This window comes from Arthrobacter sp. FW305-BF8, assembly GCF_021789315.1.
Taxonomy (GTDB): Bacteria; Actinomycetota; Actinomycetes; order Actinomycetales; family Micrococcaceae; genus Arthrobacter.
Genome location: NZ_CP084561.1, coordinates 2,575,930 through 2,590,310, shown reverse-complemented (window position 1 = coordinate 2,590,310; position 14,381 = coordinate 2,575,930). Strand labels below are relative to the sequence as shown.

Below are 14,381 nucleotides of genomic sequence, written 5' to 3'. Positions count from 1 at the left end.
TGATAATTGTTTGTACCCCCTCGACAGGACCTCCCATGACCCAGACCCATTCCGCCGGCACCCTGCCGCCGGCAAAGCACCGCCGCTGGAACGCCACCGACCTCGGACTCATCGCCGTCTTCGCCGCGCTCGTGGCGGCGTCAGCCCTGGTGGCGGCCATTCCGGTGGGCGGCCTCGGCGTCCCCATCACGCTCCAGACGCTCGCCGTCATGCTCACCGGCCTTGCTCTCGGCCCGGGCCGCGCGTTCGCCGCCGTCGGACTGTACACCCTGCTCGGCCTCGCCGGGCTGCCGATCTTCAGCGGCGGCCGCAGCGGCCTGGGCATCCTCGCCGGACCGTCAGCGGGTTACATCATCGCGTTCCCGCTGGCCGCAGCGGCGGTAGGCTGGCTGGCCGCCGTCGTTATCCGCCGCACTGTAAAATTCCGCGCCGCGCTGCTGTTTGTGTCTGCGATGGCCACCAGCATTGTGCTGGTCCACGGCCTCGGCATCGCCGGCATGATGGTCAATGCCAAGCTGGACTTCGCCAAGGCGTTCCTCGCCGACCTCCCCTTCTACCCCGGCGACATCATCAAGAACGTCCTCGCCGTCACGGTGGCCATCGCCCTGCACAAGGCCTTCCCCGATTTGCTGGTACGCCGCGTCCGGCAACTCCCGCAGAAGGCCGCAGCACCGTACGCCGCGACGCCGGAAGCCACCACGCCGGAAGCCTCCGCGCAGCAGTGAGCACCATCTCCCTCAGGAATACAGGGGTCAGCGTGGCCGTCGACGGCCGCCCTGACCCCAAGGTTCTGCTGCAGGACATTTCGCTGGAGCTCACCGAGGAGCGTATCGGTGTGATCGGGGCCAACGGCTCCGGCAAATCGACACTGCTCCGCCTGCTCAACGGCCTCGTGGTTCCCAGCGAAGGGACCGTGACCGTCAACGGCGCCGACACGGTCCGGAACGTGCGGGCCGTGCGTCAGCAGGTGGGCTTCGTCTTCACCGATCCCCTCTCCCAGCTGGTCATGCCCACCGGACGTGAGGACGTGGAGCTGTCACTCCGCCGTTCCGTGCGGAGCGGGAAGGAGCGCCGGGAGCAGGCCACCGCCGCCTTAAACCGTTTCGGGCTCTTGAGCCTGGCTGACCAGAGCATCTACGAACTCTCCGGCGGAGAACGGCAGCTCCTGGCCCTGGCATCCGTGCTGGCGGTCGAGCCTGGAGTCCTCGTGCTGGACGAGCCCTCCACGCTCCTGGACCTCCGGAACCGCGAGCTGCTCCGCCGCACCCTGGCAGGCCTCAGCCAGCAGATCATCATGTCCACCCATGACCTGGAGCTGGCGCTGGATATGGACCGGGTTCTGGTGGTCGAGTCCGGACGGATAGCGTACGACGGCGGTGCTGCCGCCGCCGTCGAGCATTACCGCTCACTCTCTGCCCAGAGCCTCCCGGACGGGGACTTCCGGTGAGGGGGCACGGCTTCCTGCTCGCCAACTACGTGCCCGGCACGTCCCTGATTCACCGCATGCCGCTGTGGCTGAAGTTCCTCCTGGTCCTGCTGTGCGGCATGGCCTCGTTCCTGATCGTTGACTGGCGGCTGGCCGCCGCGGCCCTCGCCGTGCTGTGCGGACTGTTCCTGATCAGCGGCGCCGGGCCCGTGCGCCTCTTCCGTGCCGTGCGGCCGCTGCTTCCCATCCTGCTGGTCATCGGCGCGTTTCAGTGGTGGCAGCTGGGGGGCCCCGTTGCCGCCCGGATTGTGCTGAACATCCTGCTGTGTGTCGTGGCGGCGTCGCTGCTGACCGCCACCACGCCACTGCACCGGCTGCTCGACGGCGTTGTCTCCCTGGCTCGCCCGTTCCGGCGCTTCGGCGCGGACCCCGAGCGGTTTGCCCTGACCATCGCCATCATGCTGCGGAGCATCCCGTTCATCGCCGGCGCCTTTTCGGACGTCCGGGACTCGGCGCGAGCCCGCGGACTGGAACGCAACCCGCGCGCGCTGGTCCTGCCGGTGTTCATCACCACCGTTGCGTATGCCCGCCACACGGGCGAGGCGCTGGCCGCCCGGGGGTTGGGCGAGCCGGAGGACTGACCGAGCTGGAGCCCAGGCGCTGTAACGTCCGGGACCGGCTCAGGGCGTGGCAACGCCAATGGGAGGTCCTCCTAAAAGGAATTCACGCCGGAACGACTCGAGGTGTCGGGGACTTTCACTTCTTGTTGCAAATCGTGCATGGGCGTGACAAGGCGCTTTGCCCGCCCACTACCGCCGTCGAACGTTTAGGAGCCAAAAAGTGCCTTGTCCTTCTGGTGACGAAGAATGAGCACCACGTCGTTGTCCTGCTGCCCTGCTGAGATCGGAATGTATTCATCGTGGTCTCGGCCCCAAATATATAGCGAGAGCGGGAACGCCGGCTTCACAGCCTCGGGAAAAGAGTGCGGAATTCTGTCCAGGCTCAGCGGTATTGACTGCTCGATGTCGCTACCGTACTGATTTGTTGATGTCGCCTCCGTATCGGCGCACACCACCTCCGCAAATTGCGGCACCTAGGCCTTGGCAACTCGGCGGAAGTGGGCGTCATGCCCTTTATCCCCCCACGTTTGGATATGTGGGCTTTGTCCATCGCAGCGGGGTAGCTGAAGGCCGTCAGCGCTTATTCGAGCGTGAATGCACTATCGAAAGGGAAGCTTTTCCCCTTGCCGAAAGGGCAGCACTCCTTGGGCGGGCGTCAGGGTGAACCATTCGTCGCCCTGCTGGGTAGCGAAAATGATGGCTCGCTGATTAGTAGCGAGTGGGTCGCCGTCCGGGTAGGAGTCGCCCCCAGTACACGTCTGGGGTGTGGCTGAGACGCGGAGTGTGCCGTCTCCCGGGTCGCCCTTGAGCACACGTTCGACATCTATGAGGTGAGTCGTGGCCTTGTAACCGTAAATACTGGTTTCCCCGTCCTCACCCACCGACTTTCCGATCAGCACCAGGCCTGCCTGGTCGTATTGTTCTTGGGCTGACTCAAACCGGACCCAGTCAACACACGTTTCCGCGCCACTGCCTGGAATGATGCCGCACCCAGTCCCAAGTACAACCACCAAGAGGCCTGCGTGCGCCAGCGACACATAATTCCTCATGCCATGAAGCTACGCGCAGCGGATAAAGCAGGCTAGTGAGTCCACTCAGTTAGCACTGCGCAGCCGCGGCGGATTTGTTGGTGCCTTCCGCTCAGCGGCGGCGACGCATCGCTGCCGCTCTCACAGGAGCTCTCCTTGCACGGACCGCAGAGGGCGCAAGCGATGCTTGGTATTCGCAAATTCCAGAAACGCGGCCCCCATCGATCCCTTGGCGGAGACGTCAATGCTCGTCGATCCCTACATTGATTTTCAGGTTGCACTCGTGGATCGTTTGCTCCATGAGCCGGGGGAAGGTGATTGCCTTGTCATTGATACTTTCCTCGTTGGTGCTCGTAGGGGTTCTCGCCGGCGTGAGGTTATGGAATGTCCATCAACAGACGTCGGACTGGGTCCCTTCGCCTAAAGAAGTGCCTTCCAAAGTGCAATTTGCCGACCGCGAATATAACTGCGGTCCCGACGCGAAGCCCGCCGAGCACGATATGACTGGCCTGACCTCCCAGGGTAGGACCGCGGGAGGGGCTGAGATATTTGCGCAGTCACCTTCTTCTGCAGCCAGAGTCTTTATCATCGTGCGAACGGATCAGGGCACTTTCGGGTGCGATCTAATGGGCGGACCTTAGACAACAGCCCGAAACTTCCCTTGACGGTAGGTGCCCGTATCGCGGGGGCCACAGCGTCCTATGCGGTGTTTCCCACAATTCGGCGGTCGTCGATGGGGCCGCTGAGCTGAACGAAACCAGAGAGGCTCACTTTCTGCGCAGTGCACGGGCCATCGAACGGTGCCAAGGAGGGCGCGCCGGTGACCGCGATGACGATCTCCGTCGGCGTTTCCTGAAGATGCACCACAGACGGCACCGTGCAGCTAACCTGTGCGGCGGACAGGTAGATGCGGTTTGTCTCAGTATCGATTCTCATCAGACTCCATGGAACTGTCTCGCCAGTAGCCGGCGAGCTGTCTGTAGGAAGCCGGCTCCAATGTGGAGTAATGGCATGGATGGACGGGCTTGTCCTTGCCGGTGGTGCTGCCGGTGGATTAGCGAAGGCGGCCTGGCTTCCTCCGGGCTGGGGCTCTCCGGCGCTGCATGACATAGGACCAAAAAGGGCAGCCACGGCAACAAGCGTCGAAGCGGACCGTCGAGTAGCTTTGGACCTCACGCGCTGGCGGCTAGCGGGCCGCGGTGACGGCGAACATCTGCTGCTGATGCTAAACACCGGAGAAATAAACTGCTTTGCCGTCACGGCACCGGTCAGGAAGACTTGTCCTTTTCGGGGAGCTGCCATTCCTCACTTTAGCCTTGCACACCCGGACACGGTTGCAACTCCAGATGCACAATTTTGAAAGCGGTACGGTCCCGCACGCTGCAGAGTATGTTGTGGTGCATGCATACGGTGATGGGCAACGCCGACCGTTACACACGGCTCCTTGGAACACTCGAAACGGCAAAACCTTTAGACGCTGTCGTCAAAAGGGCGGAGCCCTGCCCTCTCTGGCTGGGCGCAATGGACCACCAAGGACCGCCCGATTAAGCGCCTTGGTATTGTGCACGCGGCCAGCAACGCCGCTGCCACCACCGTCTACCTCGCCTCATGGGCAGCCCGGGAACGCGGCCACCACGAACTTGGAATCGCCCTGGCGCGGGCCGGAGCGGTCCTGCTGTTGGTCGGGGGCTTCCTAGGCGGGCACATGGGCAGTGGCCGACACGCGAGCGGTGCAAGCCGCTCCCCCAAATGACCGGCCGGCGTCCGGCTTGTGAACTTTGGCAGCCGGCAACGACCCAGGACGAGGATCACCCGGCCGGAACTAGCTGGCGGGGTCGTAATGGAAAGCGCGCACCTCCTGCGCGCAGCGGCAGGCGACAGCGATCCTCGCGGCCCACTCCAACGCGGCGTCGTACGAGGGCAGCTCCAGCACCGAGTAGCCGCCTTCGAGCTGTGTCGTCTGGGGGTAGGTCCCCTCGCTCACGGTCCCATCGCCGTCAACCATGACTGGCGGGATACTCTCATCGATGCCGCCGCCGAACACCCAGACGCCGGCGTCCTTCGCCTCCTGAACGACCGCGTGCGACGCATCCGAAACGGCTTGAAAGTCTTCGTCACGGACCACCATGGCGGCACTCGGAAACGAGATCAGATACTTGGTCAACGGATCGACTCCTTCTCACAGCAGGGGGATCGCATCCATCCTCGCCGATGCCATCGCGCCGTGCCAAGGCCTCCGCGTTCCCGCCTGCCGGTACCCGCTCACGGATCCCAGGCCGGACAACCCAGGAACCACAACTGGCCCTCAAAACGCGTAGCGGATGCGGCAGTAAGGCGTGATCTTCTCAATAAGCGCGGTCAGTTGCCGCACGTAGCCCGCTTTGGCTCTTGAACGGTAGCGGACGTTAGTGAAGCCATTGGACGAGACCTTCGATTCTTGGAGGTCCGGACGCCACAGCACGTTCTCCGCCTGCGGATGCCATCCTAGGTTTACCTCGTGGAGCCCCTCGTTGTGGGTTAGGAAGATGACTTCTGCCGCGAGTTGGGCCTTCGCGGCGTCGGACAGGGTGTCATTGAGTTGGCGCAACAGCTGCTCCCAATCGCTGAGCCAGGTGTCCGTAATGACGACAGGCGAGAAGTTCACATGCACCTCGTACCCGGCATCCACGAAGTCGTTGATTGCAGCCATGCGTTCCGCAACCGGCGATGTACGAACGTCAATCGATTTCGCCAAATCCGCCGGCATGAGGGAAAAGCGGATTCTGGTGTGACCGCCGTGGTCCCACTTGAGCATTGCCGGGTTCACGTACTTGGTGGCGAAGGAGAGCTTGGCAGTCGGCAGGTCCCGGAAGAGCGTGACGAGGTCCTCCACGTTGTTGCTGATCAGCGCGTCGACGGAACAGTCGCTGTTTTCACCGATGTCGTAGACCCAGAGTTCGGCGTCGCACTGGTTGGGCTCCAGCTTCAGGCCCTGGCGTGTGGCGTGACGTTCAAGCGCCCCGGCAATCTGGTCGATGTTCGCGAAAACAGTAACCGGGTTGCTGTACGCCTTGTGCCGGGGCACGTAGCAGTAGGCGCATGCCATGGCGCAGCCGTTCGCCGTTGAGGGGGCAATGAAGTCCGCGGACCGGCCGTTCGGCTTGACGGTGAGAGCTTTCTTTACGCCTAGGACCAGCGCCTCCGTCTTGATCCGGGACCAGCGCGGCACGTTCGTTTCATCACCGTGCACCTCCGGGATGTTCCAGTGGTTGTCGACAAGCACGACGTCGGCATCCGGCCAGCGCTCGACGATCTCCTGACCCCTGGGAATCTCCAGTGCAGCACTTTGGGCATAGATGCGCCGGATCTGCAGCAGCCGATTGAAATCCATAGTTCCATTCTCCCAACGACGGCGTCACCAACCGCCGCGCGTTGGCGTATGGCCCTTACGGGCATCGCCGGGCATGGGCATTTCGGCCCGCAGGCCCAGGAGCCGGATTGGACGGTCCGCTTCGATTCCGGCTGCGAGGTCCAGGACCCGGGCGAGGATTTCGTTCCGGTCGAAGGTCTCGGGAATCTTTTTCGCGTGGGTCTTGGTCAAGAAGGGCGCGTACCGAACCTTGAGCGTCAGCCCAACCACGGGCCGTCCTTCGCCCACGACATCCTCCAAGACGCGCGCGGTCAGCTCCCGCAAGGCGTCGTCCACCTGGGCAGGGTCGGTCAGGTCGCGCTGGAAAGTGGTCTCCCGGCTATGCCCGCGGGCAACCCACGGAGTGTCGTCCACAATGCTGGCGCCGTCCCCGCGTCCGAGCTCCGCGTACCAAGGACCCATTTTGGGGCCGAACTCGGGGACCAGGTCCTGCGGGTCGGACGCGGCGAGCTCGGCGACTGTGTTGATGCCGAGTTTGGCCAGCCGGCCCGACACTTTGCTTCCGACGCCCCACAGGTCCTTGGTGGGCCGGCTCCCCATGACGTCGAGCCAGTTTCCGGAAGTGAGACGAAAGACGCCGGCCGGCTTGCCGAAACCGGTGGCGACCTTGGCCCGGACCAGGGTGTCACCGATGCCGACGCTGCAATGCAGCTGCGTTCGCTTCAGAACGGCCGCCTGCACCTCCCGGGCGTAGGCTTCCGGATTCTCCGTCTCAGTGCCTACAAAGGCTTCATCCCAACCCAGCACCTGAACGGTGGCGCCGGGCTGCGAGCGCAGGGTAGCCATCACCGTTTCAGATGCCGCGAGGTAAGCCTCCTGATCGACGGGGAGAATCACAGCGTCCGGCACTTTCCGGGCCGCGATGCGCAACGGCATTCCGGACCCGACGCCGAACGCCCTGGCTTCATAGGATGCGGTCGACACCACAGCTCGCTCCGTGGGATCGCCCCGGCCGCCGACAATGATCGGCTTGCCCGCAAGCTCCGGCCGCCGGAGCACTTCGACCGCCGCGATGAACTGGTCGAGATCAACGTGCAGCACCCACCGGATTCCGCTCACGCCACCAGTGTGCACTAAACATCCCTGGCAAGCACTGGCTGCAGGCCGCAACGCTCAAGGAACAGCGCAGCTAAACCTCACCGCTGACCGCGCGGAGCTGCGCGCGGCGGCCTTGCAAATAAGGCTCAATGTCGGCCACACGACGCAGTGACACTGCCCGCACATCCAGCCCGGCTGACCCTTCCAGGATGAGCCCGTTGCCGTCATGCCGGCCCGCGGCCCACCAATGGTCAACGCCCCGCCATACGGCGAACAGCTCCTCCGCACCGTCGACTGTTATGGACATTTCCTCGCCCCGCTCCGCAGTGAGCACCCGTAACCGGCGTGACAAGTCCTCACCGCTGACTGGAGGACCGTCGACCATCAGGCGGCGGTGGGCAATGGTCAGCCGCGGATCCTGACTGGTGGTGTGGTGACCTGGACCATGGGGCCTGCTTGGGCGGAACCAAACACAACGCCTACAGCCGCGGGCCGGCGGCCGCCAAGATCCCACTCGCCTATTGCAATTGGCCCGGACCACTCGCCGAGTCCGTAGCAGGGCAACCCGCCGAAGGACTCCCGAATGAGTTCCTCCACGCGCCCGTACTCATCCCAGAATTCGTCCGGCGAAAGCCAGCCCGTCACCTTCATAGCGAAAGTATGACAGCGACGGCCTCACTGTGTATGTGGCGGGCCGACGCGCGTGGCCGCCCGGGCGTGTAAAAACTACTCCGCAGTCACTTCCCCGTATGAGCCGTGGGCGCCGAACAAGGCCCTCCTCGCCGGGTTTCGTGACGTTACGGGCGCCTCTTGACCCCTCCCGGCATCCGGACCACACTCGGTACTGATTACCAATTGAGAAATTCGTGAATTCCTGTCGACACCTCACCCAGCGCCGTGGCCGGAACCGGACAGCGCAGTGTCGACGGGCCAGCGCCGTGATTGGGGCCGGTGGGCATGAGTACTTAGGCTGTGCGCGTCTGGTGATTTCTGCACATTTCGCGGCGCCGTGAAGCCTGAATCCGGCGGCCGCTGTCAACAAATGTAAAGTCTCAAATCCGAGGAGCACCTCATGGACCAAAGGCCGATTGTTCAGTGGTGGAATGAGCTTGATGAGCCCACAAAGAAGTGGCTCGTCGAAAATCCCGGTTGCGTGGTTCTTCCGCGGACCGTGGCAAACGTGGTTCACCAGGTCTCAGGCGGCCACGTCGCCCAGGACCAGCATGGCGAACTCCAGCTTTCAGAGGCGGAGCAGTCCTTCATCAGGGCGAAAAGTAAAGCCTCCGAGGTATCGGCCGGCAAACGCCCGTGAATCCACCGGCGACGGAATACTACCGGCGGATGGTCAGGGGCTTTACGGGCAGTACACAAGATGCCCGCTGCATCTGAACGACGGCGGCCCTGGCCACCCGGTTGTTTCGTCCGGTGTCGTCGCACCAGTCAACGTCGTACGGCACTGCCGTGACTGTCGCCTGGCCCGGAGCAGTCTGTACCGGGACGACGAAAGTGTAAGTAAAGCTACCGCCGTCGTTCATTGCGGAAGTAGTGTTAACGACTTTCGCTCCGGAGGAATCGGCAACGGTGACCTGAATGCGGGCATTCGCACCATAGCGGGGGTCGCAGTCGGCGTCCGGTGCCGCGACGGTTACCGCCTCCCCCGGCTTGGCTTCTGAAGGCTTCACCGAATATGGCGGCGGAAAGCAGGGCGGTTCCCTGGCCGAGGAAGGAGCGCAGCCCGCAGCGGCAATCACCACCGTTGCGCCGGCCCAAGCAACGGCCGCGAACTGCCGACACCGCGGGTAGGAAGCCACACCGCCATTATTGCCCCGAACCAGCCCCTCACAACAGGGCCAGCTCGGTAGGCCTAATGGCTACTTTTCGGTATACCTAAATTTCGGTATCCTCGTCTTATCGGTACCCCCAATGACGAGGATGGATGATGGCTGTTTCGACCCTTTCAGAGCGCACCGCACCAGCACGGGTCTGGTCGCGCTTACTGCTGCTGGGTCCGGCGTTCGTGGCGGCCATCGCCTATGTCGACCCGGGCAACGTGGCCGCGAACCTGACCGCCGGGGCGAGCTACGGCTACCTGCTGGTGTGGGTGCTGGTGGCGGCCAACGCCATGGCTGTGCTGGTGCAGTACCAGTCCGCCAAGCTGGGCCTCGCCACTGGCATGAGCCTTCCCGAAATTCTTGGGAAGCGCCTGGGGAACCGCCGTCGGCGTGCGTACTGGGCGCAGGCGGAGATCGTGGCCGGAGCCACTGACATGGCTGAGGTGATCGGCGGGGCCGTCGCACTGAACCTGCTGTTCGGGCTTCCGCTGCTGGCTGGCGGGATCATCATCGGACTCGCGTCGATGCTGCTGCTGTCGCTGCAGTCGAACCGGAGCCAGAAGTCGTTTGAAGTGGCCATTCTGATCCTGCTCGGCGTGATCGCCGTCGGGTTCGTGTCCGGGCTGTTCGTCAACCCGCCGGACGCCGGCAGCGCACTGACCGGCCTCGTGCCGCGCTTCGAAGGAACGGACACCATCCTGCTCGCCGCGAGCATGCTCGGCGCCACCGTGATGCCGCACGCCATTTACCTGCATTCCGCCCTTGCCCGGGACCGCCACGGCTTCTCCGAGAACCCTGCCGTGAGGACCCGCCTGATCCGTGCCACCCGATTCGACGTGGCCGGCGCCCTGTTGCTGGCCGGCGTGGTCAATATCGCCATGCTGCTGCTGGCAGCCTCTAGCCTTCGCGGCGTGGAAGGGACGGACACCATCGCCGGCGCGCACGCCGCGGTGACGTCGGCACTGGGTCCGGCAATCGGCGTCGTGTTCGCCATCGGCCTGCTCGCCTCGGGCCTGGCCTCCACCTCCGTGGGCTGCTACGCCGGTGCCACCATCATGGGGGGCCTGCTGAAGGTCCGTATACCTCTGCTGACCCGCCGCGTGATCACGCTGATTCCGGCGTTGGCGATTCTGGGTGCCGGCATCGAACCGACGCTCGCCCTGGTCCTGAGCCAGGTGCTCCTCAGCTTTGGCATCCCGTTCGCCCTGATTCCGCTGATCCGGCTCACCGGCAAGCGCGAGGTCATGGGCATCCACACCGATTCGACCCCACTGAAAATCGCGGGCTGGACCAGCGCCACCCTCATCGTCGGCCTGAACTGCGTACTGATCGCCCTCACCGCGCTGGGTGTGTCCTGACGGTCCCGCGACGGCCGGCAGATTAATGAAGGCCGAACACTAGGGGACGCTGCCCTGCTGCGGGAGGCACTGCCGTTACCCGTATTAGCAGCCACTCCCGTACCTGCCGGGAGTACGGTTTTCTGGACACGTGACCCACCCGCATAACCAACGGAAGGCAAATCCAGTGACCACATGGCTCATCACAGGCTGCTCCACCGGGCTCGGCAGGGCCCTCGCCCAGACCGTGCTCGCCCGCGGCCACAACGCCGTCGTCACCGCACGGAACGTCAACGCTGTGAAGGACATCGCGGCCGATTTCCCCGGCACCGCACTAGTCCTCCCCCTCGACGTCACCGACAAGGAACAGATCAGCCCGGCCGTGCAGCAGGCGCAGTCGCGGTTCGGCGGCATCGACGTCCTCGTCAATAACGCCGGCTACGGCTACCGCGCTGCCGTGGAAGAAGCGGACGACGCCGACATCCGCCAGCTGTTCGATACGAACCTTTTCGGCGCCGTCGACATGATCAAAGCAGTCCTGCCGGACATGCGCGCAAAGCGCGCGGGGGCGATCCTGAACATCTCCTCCATCGGCGCGCGCATCTCGCCGGCCGGCTCCGGCTACTACTCCGCCACCAAAGCGGCACTGGAGGGACTGTCGGGTTCGCTGCACAAGGAACTCCAGCCGCTCGGCATCAGTGTTACGGCCATTGAACCCGGCGCGTTCCGCACCGACTTCGCCGGCCGCTCACTCACGCAGTCGGCGACGGCGATTCCGGACTATGCGGAAACGGCTGGCAAGCGCCGCAAGGAGAACGACACCGTCCACGGGACCCAGCCCGGAGACCCCGGCAAGGCAGCGGAGGCGATCATCACCGTCGTCGAAAGCCCGACCCCGCCGTCCCTGCTGGTCCTCGGCCAGGACGCATACGGTGCGTTTGCCGCCGTCGCCGATGCGCAGCGCGCCGAACTGGACCAGTGGCGCGAGCTGAGCCTCAGCACGGGCATCGACGAATAGGATCCGGCACGGCCGCGCCGTGCTTCGTTGCCGGTCCCCATATGCAAGAATCACCGGATGGACGAGCCGGAGGCCTGCTAGTGAATTGGCCTTCGCTGCTCTTCGCACTTCTTACCGATTCGGTTCTCATCTGGGGACCGGCGGCCGCCAGCTACTTTCTTGCGCCCGGACACCAAGTGGCGACTGCCGTTGTGCTCGTGCTGATGTTTTGGGCAGTGAACTGGGCTCTCTGTTCCCGCGGCACGACGGTCGGGACGTACCTGGGAGGCTTCCGCCTGCGGACCCGGCACCGGCAGGCACCGGGACTGAAGTATGGCCTGGCGCTCGCCGCCCTCAACCTCGGCTCTGTTCCTGCGCTGGCCGTGCTGGCTGCAATCAGCTACACACCCGTGTCTGACGCATCAGGCCCGCTGGCCAGGGCCGACAGCTACCCGCTGCTTGGCGAACAAATCCGACGGCGCCGGTTCCTGCAGGCCGCCGATGACTACTGGGAGCGGTGGAGCTGAAGGCCCGCTGTAGGCAGGCGGTCGGCTACTCGGATTCGAAGCCTAGGCGGTCGCGGACGAGCTTCGCGACGACGGCGGCGTGCTGTTTGTTGTCCGCGCGGACATCTGATTTCAGCGTCGCCAGATATGCGACGTACGCGGCAGTCCGGGTGTCATATGCTGCGGCGCGCGTTTCGAGCGCCAGGGCAAGGGTGGCGTGGGCCTGGGCCAGTCTGGTCTGCAGTTCGGCATCGACATCTGCGCCTGAGAGTGCTTGCTCTGCGGCGGAGAGAAGGGACCGTGCGACGTCGGCGTGCTCGTTCGCGGCACGCTGGCCAAGGTCGGGCTGCATTGGCTCTGCCTCTCTTTAGCTCGCGACGGGCGGACGCGAGATGTGGAGTAAGCCTAAATCACAATGTCCGGTCCTGTTGTGTACCTTCAGTCCGTTCGGGACACACCGGCTGCAATTTCTTCGACGGCCTCGACAAGCGCGGCCAGGGATTTCGGGCCTCCATGCCCCTCGTTCTCGACGACGATGAGACGGCTGTCCTCCCACCGCTGATGAAGCTTCCAGGGCGTGATGACGGGCCCGCTAACGTCTCTCCGGCCGTGAATGAGGTAGCCGGGAATTCCGTTGAGTTGATGGACCCTTTCCATGATGGCCTGCCCGCCAGTGAGGAAGCAGTCATGGGACCAGTAGTGTGTGACGAGAATGGCGCAGGTCATGCGCTTGCGGTCGTCGTCGAACATCGCGCCGGGCTGCCACAGCGGATCCAGTGAGATATGCGTCGACTCCCAACGGTCCCACGCCAAGGCTGCCGCGGCGGCGTCGTCCCGGTCCGGTCCCGCGAGGCGGCGGGTGTATGCATCCACGATTCGTTCCCCGGGCCGGCATCCGGCTTGGCTTGAGAACTCCGCCCACGCCTCCGGGAAGATCCGGCCCACGCCCTCGGTGATCCATTCGACTTCGTCGCGGCTCCCCGCAGTCACGGCCATCAGCGCGACTCCATGCACACGGTCCCGGTGCTGAAGGGCATATGCCAGGGCAAGTGTGCTACCCCAGGATGCCCCCGTGACAATCCACTTCCCAATACGGAGATGCGTCCGCACGGCTTCGATGTCCTCGATTAGGGTTTGAGTGGTGTTCGCGGACAAGGAGCTCAGGTTGTCCTGAACTGTCGGCGAACTTCTGCCGCAGCCGCGCTGATGTAACCCGACGGTCCAGAATCTTGAAGCATCATGGCGGGTCCGGTAGCCCTGACCGGGAGCAGCACCGGGACCGCCGTGGAGGTACAGCACGGGAATCCCGGCAGGGTTCCCTGACGTCTCCCAGTAAATTTCTGCCCCGCTAACTTTTACCCGTCCTTCATTCTCCCCAGTCATTCAACAAAGGCTACGAGAAGGACCCTGGCAAGGGTAGGGTCAGTGCAAGCGTCAGATTGTCGATGGGGGAACCGATGAGGCTTGACGGCCATGGCGTTGCTAAGGCGGAGGAAGGCCGGTCCGTAACGCACCGTGTTCCGTCGGCCCGCGCAATCGCCGCGGTCCTGTGGCTGTTGGCTGGCGGCATGCTCTCGTGGTTACTGATGGGAGGGGCCGCCAAAGCCGCCGGAGACGCAGCCCCCTGGCTGATCCTTCTGTCCTGGTTCGTCCACGTTGCCCAGTGGCGGCCATGCCTGCGCGTTGACGGCTGCGGGTTCGAAGTCATCAATGGCTTGCGTGATCACCGGATCCCGTTCGGGACAATAGAGGACATCGAGGTTCGCTTCACCACGGTCATCTGGGCGGCGGGCAGGAAGTATGTCAGTTGGGGCGCCCCCACGCCGACTGCAGCGCTTGGAGCAGGCTTCCAGCATCTGAGCGATTTGAAGAGCCGCCCCTACAGCATTTTGCCGAGCAACGAGCGGGTCAGCGAGCCCGAAGCGAAAACCGGACAGGACGCCGTCGTGGCCGCCTGGCATCATGCCCGCACCGGCGGAGTCGCCTGTGCGCGAGATAGTGTCACGTCAACGTGGAACAAGCCGGTGATCGCCGTCGGGATTCTTTCAGTTCTTGCGATGGTCATCACCGCATCCCAGTAAGTGCAAGCTCACCGCCAGCCGGGCCGCGCGGCCCGGACGCCTCAGCTCCTTCCGGATCCATCGGTAAGCTGTTCCGCATGTGGACGAGGAATAAGACCAAGGTATTT

Annotated in this window: 18 protein-coding genes; 8 read left to right on the top strand and 10 right to left on the bottom strand. The window is 64.1% G+C overall.

From position 1 onward, the window contains the following. Positions 1 to 35 precede the first annotated feature (35 nt). The 3 genes from LFT45_RS11480 to LFT45_RS11470 are packed head-to-tail and all read left to right on the top strand — an operon-like array spanning position 36 to position 2,067. Complete coding sequence (locus LFT45_RS11480) at positions 36 to 725, top strand: biotin transporter BioY (RefSeq protein WP_236803330.1); 690 nt, start codon at positions 36 to 38, stop codon at positions 723 to 725. Further along, positions 722 to 1,447 (top strand): energy-coupling factor ABC transporter ATP-binding protein, encoded by a 726-nt coding sequence (locus tag LFT45_RS11475; RefSeq protein ID WP_236803329.1) that lies wholly within the window; start codon positions 722 to 724, stop codon positions 1,445 to 1,447. Before LFT45_RS11480 ends, LFT45_RS11475 begins: the two co-directional genes overlap by 4 nt. Beyond that, positions 1,444 to 2,067: an energy-coupling factor transporter transmembrane component T family protein gene (locus tag LFT45_RS11470; RefSeq protein WP_236803328.1), complete on the top strand. Its 624-nt coding sequence runs from the start codon at positions 1,444 to 1,446 to the stop codon at positions 2,065 to 2,067. Before LFT45_RS11475 ends, LFT45_RS11470 begins: the two co-directional genes overlap by 4 nt. Before the next feature lie 185 nt (positions 2,068 to 2,252). Here the strand turns inward: LFT45_RS11470 and LFT45_RS11465 are convergent, their stop codons facing one another. The 7 genes from LFT45_RS11465 to LFT45_RS11435 form a co-directional block, all read right to left on the bottom strand. After that, the gene (locus tag LFT45_RS11465) at positions 2,253 to 2,519 is read right to left on the bottom strand and encodes a hypothetical protein (RefSeq protein ID WP_236803327.1); all 267 of its coding nucleotides are present in this window, start codon (positions 2,517 to 2,519) and stop codon (positions 2,253 to 2,255) included. Positions 2,520 to 3,773: 1,254 nt separating this feature from the next. Beyond that, on the bottom strand, positions 3,774 to 4,010 hold the full coding sequence (locus tag LFT45_RS11460; RefSeq protein ID WP_236803326.1) for a hypothetical protein: 237 nt from the start codon (positions 4,008 to 4,010) through the stop codon (positions 3,774 to 3,776). An 886-nt stretch (positions 4,011 to 4,896) separates the two neighbouring features. Next, on the bottom strand, positions 4,897 to 5,238 hold the full coding sequence (locus LFT45_RS11455; protein WP_236803325.1) for a YciI family protein: 342 nt from the start codon (positions 5,236 to 5,238) through the stop codon (positions 4,897 to 4,899). Between the two features lie 141 nt (positions 5,239 to 5,379). Then, positions 5,380 to 6,444: a spore photoproduct lyase family protein gene (locus LFT45_RS11450; RefSeq protein ID WP_236803324.1), complete on the bottom strand. Its 1,065-nt coding sequence runs from the start codon at positions 6,442 to 6,444 to the stop codon at positions 5,380 to 5,382. 24 nt (positions 6,445 to 6,468) lie between these two features. Then, positions 6,469 to 7,542: a DNA polymerase IV gene (locus LFT45_RS11445; RefSeq protein ID WP_442863554.1), complete on the bottom strand. Its 1,074-nt coding sequence runs from the start codon at positions 7,540 to 7,542 to the stop codon at positions 6,469 to 6,471. Between the two features lie 70 nt (positions 7,543 to 7,612). Beyond that, positions 7,613 to 7,828 (bottom strand): hypothetical protein, encoded by a 216-nt coding sequence (locus tag LFT45_RS11440; RefSeq protein ID WP_236803323.1) that lies wholly within the window; start codon positions 7,826 to 7,828, stop codon positions 7,613 to 7,615. 98 nt (positions 7,829 to 7,926) lie between these two features. After that, positions 7,927 to 8,172 (bottom strand): hypothetical protein, encoded by a 246-nt coding sequence (locus tag LFT45_RS11435; protein WP_236803322.1) that lies wholly within the window; start codon positions 8,170 to 8,172, stop codon positions 7,927 to 7,929. 421 nt (positions 8,173 to 8,593) lie between these two features. On the opposite strand from LFT45_RS11435, the gene LFT45_RS11430 reads away from it, so the two are divergent. Next, entirely contained in the window at positions 8,594 to 8,833 is a 240-nt protein-coding gene (locus tag LFT45_RS11430) for a hypothetical protein (protein WP_236803321.1), read from the top strand. 19 nt (positions 8,834 to 8,852) lie between these two features. Here LFT45_RS11430 and LFT45_RS11425 read toward each other — a convergent pair whose 3' ends face one another. Further along, positions 8,853 to 9,203: a hypothetical protein gene (locus LFT45_RS11425; RefSeq protein WP_236803320.1), complete on the bottom strand. Its 351-nt coding sequence runs from the start codon at positions 9,201 to 9,203 to the stop codon at positions 8,853 to 8,855. 257 nt (positions 9,204 to 9,460) lie between these two features. Between LFT45_RS11425 and LFT45_RS11420 the strand changes: the two genes are divergently transcribed. From LFT45_RS11420 to LFT45_RS11410, 3 genes are all read left to right on the top strand, one after another. After that, on the top strand, positions 9,461 to 10,711 hold the full coding sequence (locus tag LFT45_RS11420) for an Nramp family divalent metal transporter (RefSeq protein ID WP_236803319.1): 1,251 nt from the start codon (positions 9,461 to 9,463) through the stop codon (positions 10,709 to 10,711). Positions 10,712 to 10,877: 166 nt separating this feature from the next. After that, positions 10,878 to 11,708 (top strand): oxidoreductase, encoded by an 831-nt coding sequence (locus LFT45_RS11415; RefSeq protein ID WP_236803318.1) that lies wholly within the window; start codon positions 10,878 to 10,880, stop codon positions 11,706 to 11,708. Positions 11,709 to 11,884: 176 nt separating this feature from the next. Next, a complete protein-coding gene (locus LFT45_RS11410) occupies positions 11,885 to 12,214 on the top strand; it encodes a hypothetical protein (RefSeq protein WP_236803317.1) in 330 nt (109 codons plus the stop codon). Between the two features lie 25 nt (positions 12,215 to 12,239). Here the strand turns inward: LFT45_RS11410 and LFT45_RS11405 are convergent, their stop codons facing one another. Next, positions 12,240 to 12,545 (bottom strand): hypothetical protein, encoded by a 306-nt coding sequence (locus LFT45_RS11405; protein WP_236803316.1) that lies wholly within the window; start codon positions 12,543 to 12,545, stop codon positions 12,240 to 12,242. A gap of 86 nt (positions 12,546 to 12,631) precedes the next feature. Next, positions 12,632 to 13,576: an alpha/beta fold hydrolase gene (locus LFT45_RS11400; RefSeq protein ID WP_236803315.1), complete on the bottom strand. Its 945-nt coding sequence runs from the start codon at positions 13,574 to 13,576 to the stop codon at positions 12,632 to 12,634. Positions 13,577 to 13,650: 74 nt separating this feature from the next. Here LFT45_RS11400 and LFT45_RS11395 point away from each other — a divergent pair, with 74 nt between their 5' ends. Next, a complete protein-coding gene (locus LFT45_RS11395) occupies positions 13,651 to 14,274 on the top strand; it encodes a hypothetical protein (RefSeq protein ID WP_236803314.1) in 624 nt (207 codons plus the stop codon). Positions 14,275 to 14,381: the final 107 nt, after the last annotated feature.